The 23,967-nt window shown below is 48.0% G+C and carries 22 protein-coding genes and 8 tRNA genes; 14 read left to right on the top strand and 16 right to left on the bottom strand.

The window, feature by feature from the left end:
• Positions 1 to 5: 5 nt before the first annotated feature.
• On the bottom strand, positions 6 to 1,727 hold the full coding sequence (locus AOT11_RS08230) for an N-acetylmuramoyl-L-alanine amidase (protein WP_061778603.1): 1,722 nt from the start codon (positions 1,725 to 1,727) through the stop codon (positions 6 to 8).
• Positions 1,721 to 2,185 carry a tRNA (adenosine(37)-N6)-threonylcarbamoyltransferase complex ATPase subunit type 1 TsaE gene (gene tsaE / locus AOT11_RS08225; protein ID WP_026130582.1) on the bottom strand — a complete coding sequence of 155 codons (465 nt, stop codon included), beginning with the start codon at positions 2,183 to 2,185 and terminating at the stop codon, positions 1,721 to 1,723. The genes AOT11_RS08230 and tsaE overlap by 7 nt, the downstream gene beginning before the upstream one ends.
• A gap of 191 nt (positions 2,186 to 2,376) precedes the next feature.
• Here tsaE and queG point away from each other — a divergent pair, with 191 nt between their 5' ends.
• Positions 2,377 to 3,498 carry a tRNA epoxyqueuosine(34) reductase QueG gene (gene queG, locus AOT11_RS08220; protein ID WP_038939551.1) on the top strand — a complete coding sequence of 374 codons (1,122 nt, stop codon included), beginning with the start codon at positions 2,377 to 2,379 and terminating at the stop codon, positions 3,496 to 3,498.
• Positions 3,499 to 4,073: 575 nt separating this feature from the next.
• Here queG and AOT11_RS08215 read toward each other — a convergent pair.
• The 9 genes from AOT11_RS08215 to orn all read right to left on the bottom strand — a co-directional run bounded on the left by AOT11_RS08215 (position 4,074) and on the right by orn (position 5,865).
• Positions 4,074 to 4,150, bottom strand: a tRNA-Met gene (locus AOT11_RS08215).
• Between the two features lie 42 nt (positions 4,151 to 4,192).
• A tRNA-Met gene (locus AOT11_RS08210) sits at positions 4,193 to 4,269 on the bottom strand.
• 41 nt (positions 4,270 to 4,310) lie between these two features.
• A tRNA-Met gene (locus AOT11_RS08205) sits at positions 4,311 to 4,387 on the bottom strand.
• A 42-nt stretch (positions 4,388 to 4,429) separates the two neighbouring features.
• A tRNA-Met gene (locus AOT11_RS08200) sits at positions 4,430 to 4,506 on the bottom strand.
• A gap of 53 nt (positions 4,507 to 4,559) precedes the next feature.
• Positions 4,560 to 4,635 (bottom strand) — tRNA-Gly (locus AOT11_RS08195).
• A 110-nt stretch (positions 4,636 to 4,745) separates the two neighbouring features.
• Positions 4,746 to 4,821: transfer RNA gene (locus tag AOT11_RS08190), tRNA-Gly, on the bottom strand.
• Positions 4,822 to 4,916: 95 nt separating this feature from the next.
• Positions 4,917 to 4,992, bottom strand: a tRNA-Gly gene (locus AOT11_RS08185).
• A gap of 95 nt (positions 4,993 to 5,087) precedes the next feature.
• Positions 5,088 to 5,163 (bottom strand) — tRNA-Gly (locus tag AOT11_RS08180).
• Between the two features lie 156 nt (positions 5,164 to 5,319).
• Complete coding sequence (gene orn, locus AOT11_RS08175) at positions 5,320 to 5,865, bottom strand: oligoribonuclease (protein ID WP_017419730.1); 546 nt, start codon at positions 5,863 to 5,865, stop codon at positions 5,320 to 5,322.
• Positions 5,866 to 5,996: 131 nt separating this feature from the next.
• Here orn and rsgA point away from each other — a divergent pair, with 131 nt between their 5' ends.
• The 4 genes from rsgA to AOT11_RS08155 all read left to right on the top strand — a co-directional run bounded on the left by rsgA (position 5,997) and on the right by AOT11_RS08155 (position 10,601).
• The gene (gene rsgA, locus AOT11_RS08170) at positions 5,997 to 7,055 is read left to right on the top strand and encodes a small ribosomal subunit biogenesis GTPase RsgA (RefSeq protein WP_017419731.1); all 1,059 of its coding nucleotides are present in this window, start codon (positions 5,997 to 5,999) and stop codon (positions 7,053 to 7,055) included.
• A gap of 108 nt (positions 7,056 to 7,163) precedes the next feature.
• Entirely contained in the window at positions 7,164 to 8,021 is an 858-nt protein-coding gene (gene asd / locus AOT11_RS08165) for an archaetidylserine decarboxylase (RefSeq protein WP_017419732.1), read from the top strand.
• Positions 8,022 to 8,181: 160 nt separating this feature from the next.
• Positions 8,182 to 9,597: an SLC13 family permease gene (locus tag AOT11_RS08160; protein ID WP_017419733.1), complete on the top strand. Its 1,416-nt coding sequence runs from the start codon at positions 8,182 to 8,184 to the stop codon at positions 9,595 to 9,597.
• Positions 9,598 to 9,713: 116 nt separating this feature from the next.
• Positions 9,714 to 10,601, top strand: a complete 888-nt coding sequence (locus tag AOT11_RS08155) for a DMT family transporter (protein WP_017419734.1) — start codon at positions 9,714 to 9,716, stop codon at positions 10,599 to 10,601.
• A 56-nt stretch (positions 10,602 to 10,657) separates the two neighbouring features.
• Here the strand turns inward: AOT11_RS08155 and gpmM are convergent, their stop codons facing one another.
• On the bottom strand, positions 10,658 to 12,190 hold the full coding sequence (gene gpmM / locus AOT11_RS08150) for a 2,3-bisphosphoglycerate-independent phosphoglycerate mutase (protein WP_026050332.1): 1,533 nt from the start codon (positions 12,188 to 12,190) through the stop codon (positions 10,658 to 10,660).
• A 414-nt stretch (positions 12,191 to 12,604) separates the two neighbouring features.
• On the opposite strand from gpmM, the gene AOT11_RS08140 reads away from it, so the two are divergent.
• The 5 genes from AOT11_RS08140 (at position 12,605) to AOT11_RS08120 (ending at position 16,958) form a co-directional block, all read left to right on the top strand.
• Positions 12,605 to 13,039: a rhodanese-like domain-containing protein gene (locus AOT11_RS08140; RefSeq protein WP_011151335.1), complete on the top strand. Its 435-nt coding sequence runs from the start codon at positions 12,605 to 12,607 to the stop codon at positions 13,037 to 13,039.
• 183 nt (positions 13,040 to 13,222) lie between these two features.
• Positions 13,223 to 13,690, top strand: coding sequence for a protein-export chaperone SecB (secB, locus tag AOT11_RS08135; RefSeq protein ID WP_011079263.1), 468 nt, complete (start codon positions 13,223 to 13,225; stop codon positions 13,688 to 13,690).
• A gap of 183 nt (positions 13,691 to 13,873) precedes the next feature.
• Positions 13,874 to 14,911 carry an NAD(P)H-dependent glycerol-3-phosphate dehydrogenase gene (gene gpsA, locus AOT11_RS08130; protein ID WP_017419736.1) on the top strand — a complete coding sequence of 346 codons (1,038 nt, stop codon included), beginning with the start codon at positions 13,874 to 13,876 and terminating at the stop codon, positions 14,909 to 14,911.
• Positions 14,912 to 14,951: 40 nt separating this feature from the next.
• Positions 14,952 to 15,773 carry a serine O-acetyltransferase gene (gene cysE, locus AOT11_RS08125; protein ID WP_011079261.1) on the top strand — a complete coding sequence of 274 codons (822 nt, stop codon included), beginning with the start codon at positions 14,952 to 14,954 and terminating at the stop codon, positions 15,771 to 15,773.
• Between the two features lie 21 nt (positions 15,774 to 15,794).
• Positions 15,795 to 16,958 carry a murein hydrolase activator EnvC family protein gene (locus AOT11_RS08120; protein WP_017419737.1) on the top strand — a complete coding sequence of 388 codons (1,164 nt, stop codon included), beginning with the start codon at positions 15,795 to 15,797 and terminating at the stop codon, positions 16,956 to 16,958.
• Between the two features lie 67 nt (positions 16,959 to 17,025).
• Here the strand turns inward: AOT11_RS08120 and AOT11_RS08115 are convergent, their stop codons facing one another.
• From AOT11_RS08115 to epmA, 4 genes are all read right to left on the bottom strand, one after another.
• Entirely contained in the window at positions 17,026 to 17,979 is a 954-nt protein-coding gene (locus AOT11_RS08115; protein WP_017419738.1) for an acetyltransferase, read from the bottom strand.
• Positions 17,980 to 18,112: 133 nt separating this feature from the next.
• Positions 18,113 to 18,748, bottom strand: coding sequence for a TetR/AcrR family transcriptional regulator (locus tag AOT11_RS08110; RefSeq protein WP_011079257.1), 636 nt, complete (start codon positions 18,746 to 18,748; stop codon positions 18,113 to 18,115).
• A gap of 122 nt (positions 18,749 to 18,870) precedes the next feature.
• Positions 18,871 to 19,239 carry a VanZ family protein gene (locus AOT11_RS08105; protein WP_017419739.1) on the bottom strand — a complete coding sequence of 123 codons (369 nt, stop codon included), beginning with the start codon at positions 19,237 to 19,239 and terminating at the stop codon, positions 18,871 to 18,873.
• Between the two features lie 8 nt (positions 19,240 to 19,247).
• Positions 19,248 to 20,219, bottom strand: a complete 972-nt coding sequence (gene epmA / locus AOT11_RS08100; RefSeq protein ID WP_017419740.1) for an elongation factor P--(R)-beta-lysine ligase — start codon at positions 20,217 to 20,219, stop codon at positions 19,248 to 19,250.
• 404 nt (positions 20,220 to 20,623) lie between these two features.
• Here epmA and frdA point away from each other — a divergent pair, with 404 nt between their 5' ends.
• The 4 genes from frdA to frdD are packed head-to-tail and all read left to right on the top strand — an operon-like array spanning position 20,624 to position 23,957.
• Positions 20,624 to 22,441, top strand: a complete 1,818-nt coding sequence (frdA, locus tag AOT11_RS08095; RefSeq protein WP_017419742.1) for a fumarate reductase (quinol) flavoprotein subunit — start codon at positions 20,624 to 20,626, stop codon at positions 22,439 to 22,441.
• Positions 22,441 to 23,181 carry a succinate dehydrogenase/fumarate reductase iron-sulfur subunit gene (locus AOT11_RS08090; protein WP_017419743.1) on the top strand — a complete coding sequence of 247 codons (741 nt, stop codon included), beginning with the start codon at positions 22,441 to 22,443 and terminating at the stop codon, positions 23,179 to 23,181. Before frdA ends, AOT11_RS08090 begins: the two co-directional genes overlap by 1 nt.
• Before the next feature lie 2 nt (positions 23,182 to 23,183).
• Complete coding sequence (gene frdC / locus AOT11_RS08085; RefSeq protein WP_011079252.1) at positions 23,184 to 23,567, top strand: fumarate reductase subunit FrdC; 384 nt, start codon at positions 23,184 to 23,186, stop codon at positions 23,565 to 23,567.
• Positions 23,568 to 23,579: 12 nt separating this feature from the next.
• Positions 23,580 to 23,957, top strand: a complete 378-nt coding sequence (frdD, locus tag AOT11_RS08080) for a fumarate reductase subunit FrdD (RefSeq protein WP_017419744.1) — start codon at positions 23,580 to 23,582, stop codon at positions 23,955 to 23,957.
• Positions 23,958 to 23,967 lie beyond the last annotated feature (10 nt).

Raw genomic sequence — 23,967 nt, 5'->3', positions numbered from 1 at the left:
TCTGCCTATTTATTTGGAATAATCAATACCTGCCCAATTGCCAGCTCATCGGAACGCAAGTTGTTCGCTTGGCGGATGCTCGAAACACTCACACCATACTTGGCTGCAATTTTACTCAGAAACTCTCCACGAGCTACCGTGTGTTTGCGGATCGGTTGATCTTTCAAGTTCACGGTGATGCTCAATTTCTGCCCTACCCATAAGGTGTCAGACTTGAGCTTATTCTCTCGACGAATATCGGCGACCGACACTTTGTAACGATCGGCAATCATGCCCAAAAATTCACCTTTGCTGACCTTGTGGGTAATGGTCTTGGTTTCCACGGTATTCGGTTGAGCCGCAATCACCTTGGGTCCAGGCACACCACGGTGAATTTTCAACGTTTGACCAATCGACAAACGTGAAGATTTTAACTGATTGTCTTTCATGATCGTTTGCGTTGAAGTGCCATAACGCTCAGCGATCACACTTAAAGACTCACCTCGTTTAACGGTGTGAACAATCGGTTTCGCACTAGAGGCAAACACCGTTCCTTCCGGTGGATTATCTTTCAGGTATTTCAGCACCGCCTTTGAGATCGCTTTGGCCAGCTTATCTTGGTGCGCGCGCTGAAACAGCAGCTTTTCCTCGCTTGGGTTGGAGATAAATCCCGTTTCTACCAGTACTGACGGAATTTGTGGGGAACGCAAAACCGCCAAACTGGTGTTGATTGGCTGGCTGTTATGCAACTGTGCAACTTTTCCCATTTCCGACAAAATTTCTGTGGCGAGTTTGTAGCCCTCTTTCTGCGAGTGGCTAAACTGCAAATCCAGTAAGGTTTGGTTGACGTTCTTATCATTGATGTTCGTAAACGCCGCGCCTGAACCACCCAGGATTTCAGATTGCTTTTCGTGATTCTCAACCCAACGTGCAATTTCCGTGTTCGCACGACGGGTATTCAACACAAACACCGATCCACCACGTGGTTGCGGTGAAGTAAAGGCATCCGCGTGTACAGAGATCAACAGGTGTGCGTCGTTTTCACGAGCAATCGCCACGCGGCGGTTCAAATTGACAAAATAATCCCCAGATCGAGTGAGCCTAGTTTTAATGCCGGGTACCGCATCGAGCTCAGCGGCGATCTTATGCGAAATGCTCAACGTAGCATTTTTTTCATAGCGACGCGTCGGACCAATCGAACCTGGGTCTTCCCCTCCATGGCCTGGATCAATCACGATCAAAATTTCTTCCGCTCGTTGAACAGATTGAATGTCTTTATTCACCGTTTGCGGTTTCGCATTATTGCTGCCGCTCGATGTCGTAGTGCTGCGAGTTTGGTGCGGTAAGTCGATCACCAAGCGGTGTCCGTAGTCGCCTCCTGGGGTTGGCGCCAACTTGAACAATTCCGCTGGAGCGCTTTTCTTCAACTCAAACACCAAACGATAGGTGCCTTGCTCTGGCGGTGAGCTTTGACGAATGCGAGACAGCACTGGGCTATCACTGACGGTAATCGGCAGCTTAGTTTTGAGTGATGTACTTTTCAGATCCACCACTAAACGATCAGGCTTGGTCAATGAGAAATAGCTGAAGTTTGCTTCGTCCGCTAAATCTACCACCACTCGAGTTTCATCCGGTGAAGGCCATACCCTCACACCTTGTAAAACATTGGCCCAAACTAAAGAAGGGATCAAAAAGTAAAGAGCAGACAGCCAAACTGCTGCTTTTTGAATGCGCTTTAAACTCAACATAACTCCAATTTACTGAGCAGCTTTAGGCCATAGTCATTATTTGCTTTTACCTGAGCAATACGTTGTTCGCCTTGATAGCGAATATCAATATCCAGATCCGGTTTAGGGAGAAGACCTTCCCCTTTCTCTGGCCACTCCACTAAGCAGATCGCATCCGCAGTAAAATAGTCGCGAATGCCCATGAACTCGAGCTCTTCAGGATCAGCCAAACGGTAAAGATCAAAATGATACACTTGCCAATCGGCTAACTGATAAGGCTCGACTAAGGTATAGGTTGGGCTTTTTACATTACCAGCATGACCAAGCGCTCTAACAAAACCACGGCTAAAGGTGGTTTTTCCAGCCCCAAGATCACCGTGCAAGTAAATCGTGGTCTGTTGAGAGCAAAGATGGGCAAGTTGTGTTCCAAGCAGTATGGTCGCCTGCTCATCTTTCAGTTCGAACTGTTTTGCGTTCATGATCATGTATCTCTGAATATCGAAGTTGACTATATAAAAATCAAAAGAACACGAATAGTAAACCGTGTCCATTTTGAGAGACAAGCACCCAAATGTCATTTCAACGAAAAATCGCTCTCGATTGAGGGTTGTGCTAGAACCTAACGTGAAGATCCAGTAAGATCCGCGTCCGTTTTGAACAGGCAGTCACCATGGATTACCAGCAACTTGCACAGCAAATCAAACAATGGGGAAAAGAACTCGGCTTTGAAAAAGTCGGGATCTGCGACATTGATTTAACGGAGCACGAAGCACAGTTGCAAAAATGGCTCGACGCAGGTTATCACGGCAGCATGGATTGGATGGCAAGACACGGCATGATGCGTGCGCGCCCAGCCGAACTCTTACCAGGAACCGTAAGAGTGATCAGTGTTCGTATGAACTACCTACCTCCTCAAGCGCAATTCGCAACCGATCTCGCGGATCCGACACAAGGTTATATTAGCCGCTATGCTCTCGGCCGTGACTATCATAAATTAGTGCGCAAGCAGCTTTCAGCCCTCGCAAAAAAAATTGAAGCCGAAGTGGGTCAATTTGGCTATCGCCCTTTCGTTGATTCAGCACCGATCCTAGAGCGCCCCTTAGCTCAAAAAGCCGGGCTCGGCTGGACAGGAAAACATTCGCTCATTCTCGATAAAGACGCAGGTTCATGGTTCTTCCTAGGCGAACTGCTGGTTGATTTGCCATTACCAGTAGACCAAGCCAGTGAAGAAGCATGCGGAAAATGCCAAGCCTGTATCACCTCTTGCCCCACCCAAGCAATTGTCGATAACAAAGTTGTCGACGCGCGTCGCTGCATTTCCTATCTCACCATCGAACACGACGGAATCATCGCGCCAGAGTTTCGTAAAGCAATTGGCAATCGAATTTATGGCTGTGATGACTGCCAATTAGTGTGCCCTTGGAACCGTTACGCAGACTTGACGCAACACGATGACTTCCACCGAAGAGCGTCCTTCAACAACGCCTCGCTCATTACATTATTCCAGTGGGACGAACCGACTTTCCTAAAAAACATGGAAGGCTCCGCGATTCGCCGCATTGGCCACCTACAATGGCTCAGAAACATTGCCATCGCGATGGGCAACGCACCTTTCTCTCCACAAATCGTCACGGCTCTTGAGTCTCGCAAGGGAATGAGTGAGTTACTGGATGAACACATCAACTGGGCATTAGAGGAACAAGCAGCTCAAGCTGGCCACTTGTCCCTTGATGTAAAAAAGCAAAGGCTAATACGCATCGTCGATAAAGGGCTACCAAGAGATGCAAGATAACAACCACACATTTTTGCGTTGCAATATTTGATTCCCATCTCAAATTTCAAAATGTGGAAAAAATTAGCAAAGTTACTTACAAACTCGAAGACAAAAAAAGTTAAACACATATCCAATCAATGACTAGGATCAATAAAGCAGAGCTTAATGATCAAAAAGCAACGTCATCAAAATCAAGAAAAAACACAAAAACCCTTTAAAAACAAATAAATACAAATTTACGCATTTAAACATTAATTGTAAAAACGAAAAAAGATCCTTTCTTGACAAGAGGAATATGTTGTCTACTCATTGTTATCAACCAAGTTATCCACATTTTATTTTCTGTGGATAAGTCTGTTAATGAACAATGGAAAGACCCTATCTTTCTATGCTAAGAGAGACAGTGGTTTTTAAGGTAGAAAAGTGAAACGACAAAAACATCCGAACATCTGTATCGGACATGGGTTTCATTTTAGGGATTCATGCTTCGCAGCATTATTGAAAGAGCAGTACAGAAGGTGATGATCACCGCCTCATTGCGTGACGGAATAGCATCTTTCGTACGAGACAAGGAATTGTCATCGTTCGAAAATTGGTTGCGGGGGCCGGATTTGAACCGACGACCTTCGGGTTATGAGCCCGACGAGCTACCAAGCTGCTCCACCCCGCGTCCGTATTGTGTCACCGTTAAGCACAGTGAGAGCTTTGAAATTGGTTGCGGGAGCTGGATTTGAACCAACGACCTTCGGGTTATGAGCCCGACGAGCTACCAAGCTGCTCCATCCCGCGTCCATGTATGTCATTGTTAAGCACAATGAGAGCTGTGAAATTGGTTGCGGGGGCCGGATTTGAACCGACGACCTTCGGGTTATGAGCCCGACGAGCTACCAAGCTGCTCCACCCCGCGTCCGTATTGTGTCACTGTTAAGCACAGTGAGAGCTTTGAAAGTGGTTGCGGGAGCTGGATTTGAACCAACGACCTTCGGGTTATGAGCCCGACGAGCTACCAAGCTGCTCCATCCCGCGTCCGTAATATTATCGTTAAGCACGATAAAGGCTATTTCATCCACTTGAGAAAGTGGAGCGACACACGAGGTTCGAACTCGTGACCTCAACCTTGGCAAGGTTGCGCTCTACCAACTGAGCTAGTGTCGCATGTCATCGTTAAGTACGATGAGAACTGTAATCTGGAGCGACGCGACCAGCTTTCCCCAATCCGGGCGAGACACGAGGTTCCTCGTGTGCGGTCTCATCACTTCTAAATTTGGAGCGACACACGAGGTTCGAACTCGTGACCTCAACCTTGGCAAGGTTGCGCTCTACCAACTGAGCTAGTGTCGCATGTCATCGTTAAGTACGATGAAAACTGTAATCTGGAGCGACGCGACCAGCCTGGGCACGAGGTTCCTCGTGTGCGGTCTCATCACTTCTAAATTTGGAGCGACACACGAGGTTCGAACTCGTGACCTCAACCTTGGCAAGGTTGCGCTCTACCAACTGAGCTAGTGTCGCATGTCATCGTTGAGTACGATGAGAACTGTAATCTGAAGTTACGTGACCAGCCTGAGTACGAGGTTCCTCGTGTGCGGTCTCATCACTTCTAAATTTGGAGCGACACACGAGGTTCGAACTCGTGACCTCAACCTTGGCAAGGTTGCGCTCTACCAACTGAGCTAGTGTCGCAATCAACAACGTTTTACGTCGTTCAGGGCTGCGAATTATAAGAGCATTTTTTTGTGATGCAAGTCCTTCGTTGAAAAAATCCTTAAATTTTTTCCGTTCGATGAAAAAGCGCACAAAGCAGCTAAAAATTCATCGCCCTGCCGCATGAAATCAATGCTAAATCTTAAAAATGGTTTGGCGATAGAACTTGAGTTCTGCAATAGATTCACGAATATCGTCGAGTGCTAGGTGAGTTCCCTGCTTAGAAAAACCTTTCAATACTTCCGGATTCCATCTTCTAGTCAATTCTTTCAAAGTACTGACGTCGATATAACGGTAGTGAAAATAGCCTTCAAGCTCAGGCATATGGCGGTACAAAAAACGACGATCTTGCCCAATGCTGTTACCGCAGATTGGCGATGCTCCTTTAGGTACCCACTTTTCTAAGAAAGCGATGGTTTGTTCAACCGCCTCTTCCTCAGTAATTTGACTACCACGCACTCGCTCTACGAGACCACTACCCGTGTGTGTATTGGTACACCACTCATCCATTTTTGCGAGTTCCTCTTCTGACTGATGAATCGCAAGTACCGGTCCTTCGGCTAAGATGTTTAGCTCGCTATCGGTGACGATAGACGCTATTTCAATAATTTTATGAACGTCAGGATCCAAGCCTGTCATCTCAAGATCGATCCAAATTAAGTTCTGATCGCTAAAGGACATAGATGAGTTGCCTATTTGTTTGCTGCTAAAAGAGGTACTATACCTCAAAATAGTAACAACAAGATACTTCGATAATGTAGCGAAAGTCGTCATACTTAGCTCGTTATCAGCGAACAAATAAAGTAGATATCGTGGCAAAAAAGAAGAAGTTAACTCAGGGTCAAGTACGTCGTGTACGCGACAACCAACAAAAAAGACTGAAGAAACAAGCAGACACCATTCAATGGGATGAAGCAATGTTGGGCGATAGCCGCAGAGGGCTAGTGATCACACGTTTCGGTCAACACGCAGATATTGAAGATGCCGAAACCGGGCTGATTGAGCGCTGTAATTTGCGTCGTGGTATTGAATCACTGGTTTCCGGTGACAAGGTCATTTGGCGCAAAGGCTTAGAGTCAATGGCTGGAATTTCAGGCGTGGTTGAAGCCGTAGAGCCGCGTACTTCCGTGTTAACTCGACCTGACTACTACGATGGTTTAAAACCCGTTGCGGCCAATATTGATCAAATGGTCATCGTCTCATCGGTGCTGCCAGAGTTGTCACTCAACATCATTGATCGCTACTTGATTGCGGCAGAAACCCTCGGTATCGAGCCGCTGTTGGTGTTAAACAAAATCGATTTGTTGCAAGAAGCCGAGCTCGCTACGTATCGTGAGTGGCTGGCTGACTATGAGAAAATTGGCTACAAGATCCTTTATGTGAGCAAGCGCTCTGGCGCTGGCATTGCAGAGCTCGAAGCGCAATTGCAAGATCGCATCAATATCTTCGTCGGACAATCAGGCGTGGGTAAGTCGAGCTTGGTGAATGCGCTCATTCCTGAGTTGGATATCGAAGAAGGGGAAGTCTCCGAGCAATCCGGTTTGGGCCAACATACGACAACAGCGGCGCGCCTCTATCACATTCCGTCAGGTGGTAACTTGATCGACTCTCCAGGGGTTCGTGAGTTTGGACTCTGGCACTTAGAGCCAGAAGAGATCACCAAAGCCTATCTTGAGTTTCGTCCATACTTGGGCGGCTGCAAGTTCCGAGATTGCAAGCACGCAGATGACCCAGGCTGCATCATTCGCGAGGCTGTAGAAAATGGTGAGATCAGCGAAGTGCGCTACGATAATTACCATCGCATTATTGAAAGCATGGCGGAGAATAAAGCCAATCGCCAATATTCGCGCAACAAGAAAGCGGACTTATAAAGCGTATTGTTGTGTAAGTTTTCGTCACCGATTACTGACAAGTGGAATAATTTTCAGTAACATCACGCGCCCGAAACAAGAATCAAACAGACATCATCGGTATTTATAATGGATAAGATTAAAGTTGGACTGCAGTACTGGATCCCACAACATGGCCTGACTCGCCTAGTGGGTAAATTGGCTTCTGCCAAAGCAGGCAGCCTGACCACAGCGATCATTCGCTGGTTTATCAAGCAGTACAACGTCAATATGGACGAAGCGAAACACGCCGATCCTAAGCACTATAAAACCTTCAACGAGTTTTTTGTGCGTGAGCTAAAAGAAGGCGCACGTCCAATTACTCAAGATGAAGCGGTTATTACACACCCTGCGGATGCTTGCGTCAGCCAGTTTGGCCCAATTACCAACGGCCAATTGATTCAAGCGAAAGGGCATGACTTCTCTGCACAAGAGCTGTTAGGCGGTGACGCTGCTCTTGCTGAAGAATTTAAAGACGGTAGCTTTGCGACCTTGTATCTGTCACCTCGTGATTACCACCGTGTGCACATGCCATGCAATGGTACTCTGCGCCAAATGATTTACGTTCCTGGTGATCTTTTCTCGGTGAATCCGCTGACAGCAGAGAATGTACCCAACCTATTTGCTCGCAATGAGCGCGTGGTGTGTATCTTTGATACTGAGTTTGGCCCGATGGCTCAAGTGCTTGTTGGTGCGACCATTGTTGGCAGTATTGAACAAGTATGGGCGGGTACCATTACCCCACCTCGTGGCAATACGGTATACAAATGGGATTATCCAGCTTCTGGTAACAATGCGGTTATCTTGAAGAAGGGCGAAGAAATGGGTCGCTTCAAACTCGGTTCAACCGTCATTAACCTTTTTGCGAAAGATGCGATTCGTTTTGATGAGTCGATGGCCAATGGCCAACCAACGGTGATGGGAACCCCATACGCCCACCAGCAATAAGTTTATTTTTAGCCCCAACAAACGTTGGGGCTTTTTCTTGACGAAAAACAAAACTCTTCATAAAAAATCAACGGAATTCAGAAACTTCAACCCGCCTCTAAGATGTTCTTTGCACAATGAATTAACCTAAGTTTTCACGTGAAATCTTGAGGTGCAATGAATGCAGAAATTGAACATGACTGTGGTATGGAAGCTGCTGGTTTGTTTTGCGCTCCCTATCGGCATTTTGTTAATGCCCATCGATGCGATTCCTATCGATGATTTGACGCTCATTCAACATCGACTACTGGCCATCTTTCTACTTGCAGCCTTACTTTGGGTTTTAGAACCCGTGCCAGTTTTTGCCACTTCAATTCTGATCATCGCCCTCGAGCTGATCATGATTTCCGATAAAGGACTACACCTGTTTCGTACCCCGCCCGCCGGACACGATCTCGGTGAGTTGATTGGTTATACCGACATTTTTTCCGCGTTTTCCTCGCCAATCATCATCCTTTTCATGGGCGGATTTGCGCTCGCCATTGCCGCATCAAAATACGAGTTAGACAACAACCTCGCTCGGGTATTACTCAAGCCTTTTGGCCAGCAACCCAAATTTATTATGTTAGGTTTGATGCTGATTACCGCCGTGTTTTCAATGTTTATGTCCAATACCGCGACTACGGTCATGATGCTGGCGCTATTGGGGCCCATCGTTGCCTCCGCACCAAAAGGCGATTTGGGCATAAAAGCACTGGTGTTGTGCATCCCAATAGCAGCAAACACAGGCGGCATCGCGACTCCAATTGGTACCCCGCCCAACGCCATTGCATTGCAATATTTAACTGGAGAAAACAGCATCGACTTTCTCAGTTGGATGGCAATGGGTTTACCCTTTGTTCTTGTTCAGTTGACCATTGCTTGGCTTTTATTGCAGAAACTCTTCCCTTCTAGCGAAGCGCAAATGACGCTGAAATTGGATGGCAAGTTTAAGAAAAGCTGGCGTGCCATGGTGGTGTATATCACGTTTGCCGCCACGATTTTGCTCTGGATGACCACACAATTGCACGGCATGAATACCTATGTGGTGGCTATCATTCCGCTGGCAGTGTTTACATTGACGGGCATTATGGGCAAAGAAGAACTCAAGCTGATCAATTGGGACGTACTTTGGCTTGTCGCGGGTGGTATTGCCATTGGTATCGGGCTGGAAAAAACAGGGCTGGCGAAAGCCTTAGCGCACGCAATCAATTACGAAGCTTTATCGCCTTTTGCCATCATCGTATCGCTCTCCTTAGTCTGCTGGCTTATGGCGAACTTTATGTCCAATACCGCGACCGCCAACTTGTTGATGCCAATCGCGGCCGCCATCGGTACCTCAATGAGCAGTTTAGAAGCCGTCGGAGGCTTACAAGGCTTGCTGGTGGTGGTGGCATTCTCAGCCTCGCTCGGGATGATTCTTCCTGTGTCAACGCCTCCCAACTCTCTGGCCTACTCTACCGGCCTAATCGAGAGCAAGGACATGGCAAAAGTGGGCTTGCTGATCGGTGTGATTGGCTTAGTCATCGTCTACGGGGCCGTTTTGATTCTCGGTTAATGAGAGAGGGGAATCAGAAAGCACGACGACAAAGCGAAGAAAGTCGCGTCTGTGCTTTGCCAAGATGATAACTTGAGGCATATTGTCGGTCTCTTCAATTAGGGATCACACAATCAATGGGATTTGAATGGCTTGCACTGGCCGCGGCACTACTGTGGGCGATCGCCAGTTTACTTTCGGTCACGCCGGCTCAGCATTTGGGATCGTTTGCTTACAGTCGTTGGCGGATGGGATGCACGGCGGTAATGCTCTCCAGTATGGCTCTGTTTACCGGAGGCTGGTCAAGTGTCATGGCTGAACACATCACGCCCATGATGTTTTCAGGCTTGATTGGTATCTTTATTGGCGATACCGCGCTATTTGCTTGCTTAAATCGCATGGGGCCTCGCCAAGCGGGCCTACTTTTCTCTTGCCATGCCGTCTTTTCCGCCATTCTCGGTTACTTCCTGTTTAGCGAAAGCATGACGTCAATGGAGCTACTCGGATCGCTGCTCGTATTTTCCGGCGTCGTTCTGGCGATCTTTTTTGGCCGACGTGGACAAAGTCAGAATGCACTGGAAACCGTCAAAGGTGCCGCTTGGATCGGCATCGCCTTAGGGTTACTGGCAGCTCTGTGCCAAGCGCTAGGGGGAATTATTGCCAAACCAGTGATGCAAACCGATATCGACCCTGTCGCAGCATCCGCTATCCGTATGATCAGCGCCTTTGTGGCACATTGCCTACTAAGAGCCACTGGCGCAAAAATTTCTCGGGCAACACAAAAAATGAATGGTCGCATCTTTACCATTACCGCGATTAACGGCTTCCTCGCCATGGCGGTTGGCATGACCTTGATCCTGTACGCTTTGCGCGAAGGAAATGTCGGGATGGTTGCCTTACTCTCCTCGACAACCCCAATCATGTTATTGCCAATACTGTGGATCTACACCAAACAACGCCCCAATCGTTACGCGTGGCTTGGTGCCTTCGTCGCGGTAACAGGAACAGCCATCTTAGTTCAGTGACGCACAGAAACAAAAAAGCCCGAGTCATGCTCGGGCTTTCATTTAGCTGTTTAAGCTTACTTAACCAATACTTGGCCAGTCATCTCTGCTGGAATCTCTAGACCCGCTAGAGACAGCATGGTTGGTGCTAAGTCAGACAGTTTACCGCCTTCCTTGAACTCAACCGCTTTGTCACCGACGTAGATAAGTGGTACTGGTAGGCTAGTGTGAGCGGTGTGGATACCGCCGGTTTCTGGGTCAACCATCATTTCTGCGTTACCGTGGTCTGCTGTGATCAATAGCTGACCACCCACTTCTTTGATCGCTTCAACCACTTGGCCAACGCTTGCATCCAACGCTTCAATCGCTTTTTCTGCAGCTTCATAAACGCCAGTGTGGCCAACCATGTCCGCATTCGGGTAGTTACAGATAATGGTGTCGTACTTACCAGACTTGATCGCCGCCACCATTTTCTCAGTCAGCTCAGTTGAGCTCATTTCTGGTTGAAGGTCGTAAGTCGCCACTTTAGGAGAAGCAACAAGTTGACGCTCTTCACCTGCAAATTCCGTTTCCACACCACCGTTGAAGAAGAACGTCACGTGTGCGTATTTCTCAGTTTCAGAAATACGTAGCTGCGTTTGACCCTGCTTAGACAACCACTCACCGTAGGTGTTTTCTAGCGATGCAGGTGGGAATGCGATAGCAAGAGGAATGTCTGCTGCGTATTGAGTCAGCATCACAAAGTTCACCGCTGGGAATGCTGCGCGTTCAAAGCCAGCGAAATCAGCGACGAAGGTACGAGTGATTTGACGTGCACGGTCTGCACGGTAGTTCATGAAGATCACTGCGTCGCCATCTTGCATTGCAGCACTTTCTTGGCCTTCCGCTTTGATTTCGGTCGCTTTAACGAACTCATCGTTTTCACCACGCTCATACGCGGCAGCAAGACCCGCTACTGCGGAATCATAAGTGAAGTCTGCCTTCGCTTGAGTAAGAAGATCGTAAGCCACTTGAACGCGATCCCAGTTGTTATCACGGTCCATGGCGTAGTAACGGCCAACCAAAGATGCCACGCGGCCTTTACCTAGCTTAGCGAACAGATCTTGGAAGCGTTGTAGAGAACCTTCTGCACTGCGTGGTGGTGTATCACGACCATCAAGGAAGCAGTGTAGGTAAATCTTCTCAGCGCCACGCTCTGCTGCCATTTCTACCGCAGCAAGAATGTGGTCTTCGTGTGAGTGAACGCCACCAGGAGACATCAGACCCATGATGTGAACCGCTTTTTCCGCTTTCACTGCAGTGTCAATCGCTTCAACAAGCGCTGCCGTTTGCTGGAACTCACCATCTAGGATTGATTTGGTGATACGAGTGAGATCTTGGTAAACCACGCGACCTGCGCCAATGTTGGTGTGACCCACTTCCGAGTTACCCATTTGGCCGTCAGGCAGACCGACATCCATGCCAGAGGCAGAGATAAGCGTGTTTGGGTGATTTGCAATCAACGCATCCATAACTGGTTTTTTTGCGTTCGCAATAGCGTTGCTTGCTGTGTCTTCACGGTAACCGTAACCGTCAAGGATAACTAGAGCCAAAGGCTTCTTAGCAGACATAGTGATGACCTCGTCAAATTTCAGTAACTTTCGGCGCTTAGGGCTCATTCCCTGTTTGCCTTGAAACAAAACTAGCGTAATTTTACTACACTTTTTAAGCAAAACTGTAGGGTAAGATCAAATTATGTTGGCGAACCCCCGTTGTATTCTTACAGGCCATAAAGAAAAAGGCGCTTAACCAACCACCAATTATAGTTTCGCTTGGGCAAAAAGATTTTATTGCCATTATAATCCACCACTTCGACTCTTTTCTAAAGTCGATATCGCCAATCACTTCGATAGCCCAAACCGACATGAGGCGAGATAAGATCCCATTTATTGGTTAGAAAGTTTTAACTCACTCGCCACTCGCGACTAACCTCGTTATACTCCTTGCCACTTTATTTTTCCGCTTATGGTTCGAGAGCAAACAAGATGCAAGAGTACATCGACTTTATTCAGCAAAATATGATCATGTTTTTGGCATGGGTTGGCCTAGTGATCGCCGTGATAATGAGCTTCGTGAAATCGGCTACCGCCGCGTACAAGATCATTACTGTCAACGAACTTACCGCATTGGTAAACCGTGAAAACGGCCAAGTGATCGATATTCGTGCGAAAGACGAGTTCAAAAAAGGTCACATCACCGACGCAGTTCACATTTTGCCATCAGACATCAAGAACGGTAACTTCGGTAGCCTTGAAAACCGTAAATCTGACCCAATCATCGTAGTATGCAAAACAGGCCAAACCGCGCAAGAAAGCGCTAACCTGTTGGCTAAAGCGGGTTTTGAAAACGTCAGCGTATTGAAAAACGGTCTGATTTCGTGGAGCGAAGCGAACTTACCTTTGGTACGTAGCAAACGTTAATTCCCACTAAAACCCGTCAGATAACTGGTTATTATCAAAGCAGTTAATCATCTAAGTTGTGATACTTGGCACGTAATGACGGGTTGATCTGGTCATTGATGAATGGCTCGGTTAGTCTCAGGGCAGACACATTCAAGGCTTGAAGCGACAAGTCTGATTTAACGAATATTGAAGGATTTAAAAATGGCTGAAGCAGCACCACAAGATACCCAACAACACTTTGCTATCCAACGTATCTTCCTAAAAGATGTTTCTTTCGAAGCGCCAAACTCACCAGTCATGTTCCAAAAAGAGTGGAACCCAGATGTGAAACTGGATCTCGATACGCAAAGCCGTGAGCTAGGTGAAGGCGTTTACGAAGTCATTCTACGTTTGACTGTCACAGTGAAAAACGCAGAAGAAACCGCATTCCTATGTGAAGTTCAACAAGGCGGTATCTTCACAGCAGAGAAGATGGAAGCAGGTCAATTGGCTCACTGCCTAGGTGCATTCTGTCCAAACATCCTATTCCCATATGCGCGTGAAACCATTTCAAGCCTAGTGGTGAAAGGTACGTTCCCTCAACTGAACCTAGCGCCAGTAAACTTTGATGCGCTGTTCATGAACTACCTACAACAGCAAGCTGCACAACAAGGTGCAGAACAAGCTTAATTCCGTATGGAATTCCCCTCTCACTGTTCGCAGTGAAAGGCATTAAAAGAAATGCACATGCATCCGAAAACACGATGTTATGTGCATTTTTTATTGGCTCTAACTTAGGTAAGCGATACCCAAGCTCGCTTTAATGAGGGTATACTCTGCCAATCATCATGAAACCAACCATCAGGTAAACGCATGACTCAAACACTGGTTAATAACGCCTACGGCAAAGAGATTTCAATGACTGTGATCGGCGCAGGTTCGTACGGTACATCATTAGCAATCTCACTTTCACGTAACGGTGCCAACGTTGTCCTTTGGGGGCATGAACCAGAGCATATGGCTAAGCTCGAAGCGGATCGCGCAAACCAAGAATTCCTGCCCGGTATTGAGTTCCCAGCGAGCCTGATTGTGGAATCCGATTTAGCAAAAGCCGTGCAAGCAAGCCGAGATCTGTTGGTTGTCGTACCAAGCCATGTGTTTGGTATTGTGCTCAATAGCTTAAAACCCTATCTGCGTGATGACTCTCGTATCTGCTGGGCCACCAAAGGCCTTGAACCTGAAACTGGTCGCCTTCTAAAAGACGTCGCGTTTGATGTACTGGGTGAACACTACTCGTTGGCCGTGTTGTCAGGCCCAACCTTTGCCAAAGAGCTGGCTGCAGGTATGCCAACCGCCATTTCTGTCGCCTCACCAGATGCGCAGTTTGTCGCCGATCTACAGGAAAAAATCCACTGCAGCAAAACCTTCCGTGTTTATGCCAATAGTGATTTTACTGGCATGCAACTCGGTGGCGCGGTGAAAAACGTCATCGCCATTGGTGCTGGGATGTCTGACGGAATCGGTTTTGGTGCCAACGCTCGTACCGCATTAATCACTCGTGGTTTGGCAGAAATGTGTCGTTTGGGCGCCGCACTGGGAGCACAGCCAGAAACCTTTATGGGCATGGCTGGTTTGGGCGATTTGGTGCTGACGTGTACCGACAACCAATCACGTAACCGCCGCTTTGGCCTTGCACTTGGGCAAGGAAAAGACGTCGACACGGCACAAGCGGATATTGGCCAAGTGGTCGAAGGCTACCGCAACACCAAAGAGGTGTGGATGCTGGCACAACGTATGGGCGTTGAGATGCCTATTGTTGACCAAATCTATCAAGTATTATATCAAGGAAAGGATGCGCGCCTGGCAGCGCAAGATCTGCTGGCTCGCGATAAGAAATCCGAAGGAAAATAAGGACACTTTGGCCCCCATTCCAAAGTAGTGAGAATACGCCATGAAACACTGTGAAAAACAAAAAGTCTGGCAGAGCATTGTCAAAGAAGCCCGTGAGCTATCGGAGCAAGAGCCGATGCTCGCCAGTTTTTATCACGCCACCATCATCAAGCATGAAAGCTTGTGTGCTGCGTTGAGCTACATTTTAGCCAATAAGCTGAACACGGCCTCCATGCCCGCGATGGCCGTGCGTGAAGTGGTTGAAGAAGCCTTTGCGGCTGACCCTAACATCACCGATTCTGCCGCCTGCGATATCTGTGCGACGGTGAATCGTGACCCGGCGGTTTCTATGTATTCTATCCCACTGCTTTACCTTAAGGGTTACCATGCCTTGCAAGGCTATCGCGTGGCAAATTGGTTGTGGAAACAAGGCCGCTACGCGCTGGCGACCTATCTGCAGAACCAAATCTCGGTGGCATGCCAAGTGGATATTCACCCTGCGGCTCGTATCGGCAAAGGCATCATGCTTGATCACGCAACAGGTATCGTGATCGGGGAAACCGCTGTCGTCGAAAATGATGTATCCATCCTGCAAGACGTGACGTTAGGTGGTACTGGTAAAGAGTGCGGCGACCGACATCCTAAGATCCGCGAAGGGGTGATGATCGGTGCTGGGGCGAAAATCCTTGGCAATATCGAAGTTGGAGAAGGTGCAAAAATTGGCTCCTGCTCCGTTGTACTTCAACCGGTTCCACCGCATACTACCGTCGCTGGTGTACCCGCACGAATTGTAGGGAGACCACAATCCGACAAGCCCTCTCTCGATATGGATCAAGGCTTTAACGGGAAATACCCTAACTTCATTGACGGTGACGGCATCTAACTGCGCGCCATAACAAGCGCAATGCTGATTTCATTGATAGCTCAGGAAAGAACGTACGTGGCAAAACAGAAAACCAACAAATCAGGCTTTTTTTTCCTTTCCACCTGCGTTCTTCTTACTTTTCTGAGCTTTCCGACCAATGCGGCGAGTCCAAGTGAGCTACAAGGGGTCAAAAATGAAATTTCTCGCCAGCAAAAAGCCTTATCGAATCAAGAGAAGCAGCTCGACGAGCTGCAAAAATCGCTTCGCAGCCAAGAAACAAGCATCGCGCAATTAGAGAAAGAGATTAAACAAACTAAGCAAGCACTGGCTACGGCAAAAGCGAATGTGGGGCAGTTGCAACGCAAAATGGATGAACTTGAAGGCCAAAAGAAAGCGCAAACAGAACGCTTAGAAACCCTCATCCAAACCTACTATGTCACCCAAAGAGCCAATGCCTCTGCCTCATTACTGCAACAGGGCGTCGAAGAAGATCGCATCAGCCAATATTTCCAGCATCTCGCCAAAGCGAGAGCGGAAACCATCAACGAGTTAGAATCCACCAAGAAACAGCTTGAACAAAGTCAGCAGCAGTTGCTGAATGAGCAAAGTCAGATCGAATCTTTACTCAAGCAACAATCGACGAAACACGAACAACTGGCGAAAACTCAAGGCCAACGTAAAAAGACACTCGGTAACATCAAACAAAGTATTTCCAGCGACAAAAACTACCTCGCAGAGCTGCAGCGTAATGAAACGCGTCTGAAAGCAGAAATTGCTAAAGCGGCTAAACGCAATGCCATTCCTATGGATGGTTTAGCCAAACAAGCCGGGAAGCTGCCCTGGCCATTAAAAGGCTCAATACTGCACCAGTTCGGAACCAAACAGACGGGACAAATCAACTGGAAAGGCATTGTTATCGCGGCTCGCTATGGTGAACAAGTCAAGTCGGTTTACCCTGGTACGGTGGTATTTGCTGAGTATTTAAGAGGCTATGGCCTCGTGGTGTTGATAGACCACGGCAAAGGCGATATGACCTTGTATGGCTACAACCAGGCTTTGTTGAAAAAAGAAGGCGACAAAGTCACCGCAGGCGAAGTGATCGCCCTTGCTGGTGACACGGGCGGGCAAGATCGAGCGTCACTCTATTTCGAAATTCGCCGCAATAGTGAAGCACAAAATCCGCGTAACTGGCTCGTCCGTTGAAGTAGCAACGTCAATCCTCGCCAACAAAATGGGAGCCAAGGCTCCCATTTTTCGTTCGCGTTGCCACCTAATAGTAGGCTTCCACGACCTCAATAAAACGGGGTAACTCTTCTGCGGTTAAGGCATTAATGCCTGCAGCTGCCGCTCTTCCCCCACCCGTGGCAAATGAACTGCAAATATCGCCCGCCCCTTGCTTATTGGCTAACGGTGCACGTAGAGAGACAGTGTAAGAGTCATCTTGATTGCGCGTCAGAACCGCATGAGCTCGCTCTGGTGTCTGATTCGCCAATAAATTCCCAAACACCCCACTGATTCGGCGCGACGCTGGTGTATCTGGCAGCTCTATCAAAGCCAACTTGTCACTTTGATGCTTTGGTAACACGGCTTGCGCTGCGTGTAAATCTTGCTCATAGGCTTGTTTTAATCGATGGTAAGGCGAGATGGCATCGGCAATCACATCGAAAGGAGATGAGTAGGCAAGCAAACTCAAGAACAGCTCTGCGGGGTCAAAATGCAAATCCGCCAACTTTTCGCCATAACCGTTGTAATTGATTAACGTCCCCAATTCGCACAACTGCGCTCTCTGTTGCTCATTCAAACCCGCTTTGATGGCGAGCTCATCAGCGCGCGCGATCAAGTTGTCGCCATACGCGGCGGTAATGGCCCAGTGATGAAAACGTCCGTCCAAAAGCTTATCCACTATCAGCGCTGTACAAATGTTGGCATCCAAATCGATATGAGCATCGAGATGGGGGTGAGCCGGAATCTCTCCCGCTTTGTGGTGATCGGCATAAAACAGCCGCGCCCCGGCCGCTAAGGCGGCTTGCACTCCAGCGATATTTTTCTCCATCGAAATATCGAGGATCGTCAAATGATCGCCCGCCTGTGCTGCCACTTTCTCCACCAGCTTGATATCGCGTTTTACACCAGTGACCAACGTCGCGGATGTTGGCTCGGCAAGTCTCAGTTGCAACAAGGCAATAATGCCATCAGCATCGCCATTAAAGATGTCGTAATTCATCGGAGAAGATATCCATATCTGTTTGATTATTTGTTGGATATTTTCCGATGTGAGGGAGAGAAGTCAACGACCATAAAGTCATGAATGATGCTTTATGGTCATATATAAGAGGGATGTCTTGAATGTGAGATGTTTAGCCGTGCAGGGCGCGCACGCCATCTTCGAGCAGCAGTAACTGCTCCATACCTTGCTCCGTCGCAATCGGCTTCACCACGGCAATCATTTGCAACATGCCTTGCTGTACCATTTGCTCGGTGATCGCGACTTTGGGCGACATAGCGGACTGATACGCTAACCAACTGCACGCAATCAGGTGCAAAGTTCGCACTAAGGACTTGAGTTCATCTTCATTTAATTCAAGTAGTTGAAGGGAAACAAACTCGCGCATAATCGCCACTAGGTTGGCTTGTAGCTTATCTTGAACTTCAATGTATTGTTGATGCAACTCTTCATCGCGAGAGAGGATTTCAGGCAAATTGGCGTAGAAAAAACGGTACTTCCACATCAAGGTGAAGATCGAATCAAGATAGCGCTTCAACAACACCAAACTTTCTTGGTTTTCTTGAACTGGCGTAAAGCGCTCAATCAGTTCTTGCGCATACAAAGCAAAAATTTCGCGCACAATCTCTTGTTTGTTGCGAAAGTGGTAGTAAAGGTTACCTGGGCTAATATCAATATGATCAGCAATATGGTTAGTGGTGATGCTGCGCTCGCCGTGCTGATTAAACAGCTCAAGGGCAGCATGCACGATCTTCTCACGTGTTTTCATTATTGTGGTGTAATCCCTTTCTTAGAAAGATAAAACTTGCTCACTGGGCTCGCTTATCTTCCCCTGCTAACCGATCCTATTCCGTGAATAAAATCGTATATTAGGAAAAAGAGAAAAACGACCTAGTCATTGGAGTATATCGATTTCACATTTCGAGATCGATAAACGCAATAGAGCTTATACGTTAGTAAGCCTAGTATAATCCCAGATAAGTTCGCCAACAGATCAAACCACGAGCTTTCCCTACCAACGTAAGCTTGTGCCAATTCGATCCCACCGCTAAAGAGCAAAATAGCGAAAGCGGCAACACCACGTTGCCACCAATGCCTTACACTGACTGCCGCGAGCAGCGAGAAACAGCTGTACGCCATGAAATGCTGCAGCTTATCTAGGTTCGGAATGTCGCCCCAATCTTGTAATCCGCTCGAAGAACGCAATGATAAAAATGCGATTAAGGACGCATAAATAAGCAACAAATACCGTTTTTTCATAGCGATTCTCACGCAATAGGAAAAGGAAAAGCGGTGATCTCATCGATGTGAGTACAGCCAAGCGCCAACATAATCAAGCGATCAACGCCTAATGCCACCCCAGCACAAGCAGGTAAACCCGATTCCAATGCCGCAATCAGATGGTAATCTATCGGTTGTGGAGTCAGCCCCATATCAATACGCTTCGCGTTGTCTTGCTCAAAGCGTGTCAGCTGCTCTTGTGGGTTGTCGAGCTCATGAAAACCATTCGCTAGCTCGATACCTTTAAAGTACACCTCAAAGCGATCTGCAACACGAGAATCATTCGGGTTAATCTTCGCCAATGCCGCTTGAGAGGCAGGAAAATCGTAAACAAATGCCGGCACCTGCTGACCAATCTTAGCTTCCACACCGATGCTAAAGAGCAGTTGTAGCAAGGTATCACGATCCTCTTCTGGCTCTGCGATATCACTCAAACCTAACCTTGCTGCGACGATTTTCAGCTCCGCCATGGAGCCTTCTAGCGGACAAACACCCAGCACAGAGAGAAACGCTTGCTGATACGTCATGCGTTCAGCAGCCCCACACTTGAGTGTCAGTTGCAGTAAATCATCCATTTCATCCATCAGTTGGTGATGATCAAAACCAACGCGATACCACTCCAGCATAGTGAACTCTGGATTGTGGTGACGGCCATTCTCTTCATTACGAAATGCCTTGGCCATTTGGTAGATACAGCCACTTCCCGCCGCCAATAAACGCTTCATATGAAATTCTGGACTAGTCATCAAGTGAAGGTGACGCCCCTGAGCATAACCAGGCCCCACAAACTCGGTTTGGAACGTATGCAGATGGATATCGGTAACCGTGGCGTGGCTCATCGCTGGCGTATCCACTTCCAACACCCCTCTCTGGGCAAAAAATTGACGGATATTGGCAATCAAAACGGCGCGTTGACGCAGCTGTTCAATTGATGCGGTCGGTTTCCAATCGGCTTGCATTTTTGACTCTCAACTCAATAACTCTGCGGTGGAACTTACCACCTTCTTCAGCCTTTGCAAGCAACTTCTCAATCGCTATTGAGCACAAAAACAACGTTGTACAAGCTAAAAACAGCAACAAATTGGTTGCGATTATTGATGATAAAAATCATCGGCAACATCCAATTAACACCTTGCAGCTCAAGCAGTTGAATCCTCAACACAAGCTGCCGTGACAGTTATCACATAACCTATAAATTCTATGCTCATATTTGCATTTCCGAAGCAAAAACCTAAATACATCAATTTTTCTATCACAAAGCTCTTCTACACTGTCACTACTACTTTTGGGGAGTATGCGTTTGTCTACGCCCCTATCTCACAATAACAAGCGGATTTCCGCACTCACACACTGGAGGATAACTGTGCAAACTATCATCACAGATATCGCAGTCATCGGCGCAGGCGGCGCTGGTCTTCGTACTGCTATTGCAGCGGCTGAAGCAAACCCGGATCTGGAAGTAGCCTTAATTTCTAAGGTTTACCCAATGCGTTCTCATACGGTCGCAGCAGAAGGTGGCTCAGCAGCAGTTATCAAGGATGAGGATAGCCTAGACAATCACTTCAACGATACCGTTGGTGGTGGTGACTGGCTTTGTGAACAGGATGTTGTTGAATACTTTGTTGAAAACGCGACACGCGAAATGATCCAAATGGAGCAATGGGGTTGCCCATGGAGCCGTAAGGAGAATGGCGAAGTCAACGTTCGTCGCTTTGGCGGTATGAAAGTTGAGCGTACGTGGTTTGCGGCAGACAAAACTGGCTTCCACATGCTACACACCCTATTCCAAACTTCAATGAAGTACTCAAACATCAACCGCTTTGATGAGTACTTTGTGGTGGATCTGCTTGTTGATGACGGTGAAGTTCAAGGCCTGATCGCCATCCACATGGCAGAAGGTGAGTTGGTCACGATCAAAGCGAAATCCGTAGTGCTTGCAACCGGTGGTGCAGGTCGCGTTTATCACTGTAACACCAACGGCGGTATTGTAACGGGCGATGGTATGGCAATGGCTTACCGTCACGGCGTTCCTCTACGCGATATGGAATTTGTTCAATACCATCCAACGGGCCTACCAGGCACCGGTATCCTGATGACCGAAGGTTGTCGTGGTGAAGGCGGTATCATTGTTAACAAAAACGGCTACCGTTACCTGCAAGACTACGGCATGGGCCCAGAAACACCGGTTGGCCAGCCGAAGAACAAATACATGGAACTTGGTCCACGTGACAAAGTTTCTCAAGCGTTCTGGCACGAGCAGCAGAAAGGCAACACCATCAAGCACCCTCTCGGTGACGTGGTACACCTAGATTTGCGCCACCTAGGCGAAGAATACCTGCAAGAGCGTCTACCGTTCATTTGTGAACTTGCCAAAGCGTATGTGAACGTTGACCCAGCAAAAGAGCCGATTCCAATTCGTCCAACGGTTCACTACACCATGGGTGGTATTGAAACGGACAAACAGTGTGAAACACGCATTAAAGGCCTGTTCGCGGTTGGCGAATGTGCTTCTGTTGGTCTGCACGGTGCAAACCGCCTTGGTTCGAACTCACTAGCAGAATTTGTGGTGTTTGGCCGCGTTGCGGGTGAGCAAGCGGTGAAACGCGCGGCTGAATTCAAAGGCTGGAACGACGCGTCTATCGCTGCACAAGTGAAAGCGGTTGAAGAGCGTATCGCAGCGCTAATGAACCAAGAAGGCGATGAGAACTGGGCAGATATCCGCACGGAAATGGGTCACACCATGGAAGCGGGCTGTGGTATCTACCGCCAAGAAGATTTGATGCAAGCCACTATCGATAAGATCACTGAGCTTAAAGCGCGTTACAAGCGCATCAGCATCAAAGATAAAGGCAAAGTGTTCAACACCGACCTTCTCTACGCAATCGAAGTGGGTTACGGCCTAGAAGTGGCGGAAGCAATGGTTCACTCTGCGATTCTACGTAAAGAATCTCGTGGTGCTCACCAACGTCTTGACGACGGCTGTACCGATCGTGATGACGTGAACTTCCTCAAGCACTCTTTGGCTTTCTTCCAAGAAGATCAAGCACCAAACATCAGCTACAGCGACGTGACTATCACTAAGTCTCAGCCTAAAGCACGTTTGTATGGTGAAGCAGCAGAGAAAGCTGCCGCTGAAGAAGCCGCTAAGGCCGCAGAGAAAAACGCAGAGGAGCAAGCATAATGTCGGCAAACCGCATTCAAAAAGTAGACATTCTGCGTTACGACCCAGCAACAGACGCAGAACCTCGTTTTCAAGCTTTCGAAGTCCCGTTTGATGAAACCATGTCGGTACTTGATGCTCTGGGCTACGTTAAAGATCATCTCGACAAAAACCTCTCTTACCGTTGGTCTTGTCGTATGGCGATTTGTGGCTCGTGCGGCATCATGGTCAACGGCGTGCCAAAACTGGCGTGTAAGAGCTTCCTGCGCGACTACCCAGATGGCGTGAAAATCGAGCCATTAGCAAACTTCCCAATCGAGAAAGATTTGATTGTCGATATGACGCCGTTCATCGAGCGCCTAGAAGCGATCAAACCTTACATCATTGGCAACGACCGCAAACCAGAAGATGGTACTAACCTACAAACCCCTGAACAGCTGGCAAAATACAAGCAGTTCGCGGGTTGTATTAACTGTGGTCTTTGCTACGCAGCGTGTCCACAGTTCGGTTTGAACCCAGAGTTCATTGGTCCAGCAGCACTGACTTTGGCACACCGCTACAACCTAGATAGCCGTGACAATGGTAAAGCAGAACGTATGAAGCTGATCAATGGTGAAAACGGTGCGTGGGGCTGTACGTTTGTTGGCTACTGTTCTGAAGTTTGTCCGAAGAATGTTGATCCTGCTGCCGCGGTTAACCAAGGCAAAGTCGAGTCATCAATGGACTTCGTCATTGCAATGCTGAAACCACAGGAGGCATAAGAATGAGTAATCGTAAACCTTACGTTCGTGAAGTAAAACGCACTTGGTGGAAAGATCACCCATTCTACCGCTTCTACATGCTACGTGAAGCGACGGTGCTGCCACTGATTCTCTTCACCCTGTTCTTGACTGTCGGTTTGGGTTCTCTGGTGAAAGGGCCAGAAGCTTGGCAAACATGGCTGAACTTTATGGCGAATCCAGTGGTGATCGCGATTAACATCGTCGCCTTACTCGGCAGCCTACTTCATGCTCACACCTTCTTCAGTATGATGCCTCAGGTCATGCCAATTCGTTTGAAGGGCAAACCTGTTGATAAAAAAATCATCGTGCTCGCTCAGTGGGCGGCGGTGGCATTTATCTCACTGATCGTACTTATCGTGGTGTAAGGAGCTTTAACGATGAAACCGAATTACAACGTAGATAGAGCGCCAAAACGTTCTGATGAGCCAGTTTGGTGGAGCCTGTTTGGTGCAGGCGGTACTTGGTTTGCCATGATCACACCGGTTACTGTTTTGGTACTGGGTATTCTTGTGCCAATGGGCGTGATCAGTGCAGAAGCGCTGAGTTACGACCGAGTGGTGAGCTTTGCCACCAGCATCATCGGCGCATTGTTTATCATCGCGACACTGGCCTTACCAATGTGGCATGCGATGCACCGTGTTCACCACGGCATGCATGATCTCAAATTCCACACTGGCGTGGTCGGCAAAATTGCCTGTTACGCGATTGCTGGATTGATTTCAGCCTTGGCGGTGGTGTTCATTTTCATGCTGTAAGCATGGCGCA

The organism is Vibrio vulnificus NBRC 15645 = ATCC 27562 (genome assembly GCF_002224265.1).
Lineage (GTDB): Bacteria > Pseudomonadota > Gammaproteobacteria > Enterobacterales > Vibrionaceae > Vibrio > Vibrio vulnificus.
Note: the sequence above shows the minus strand (reverse complement) of the source record. Positions and strands in the feature narration are given on the sequence as shown.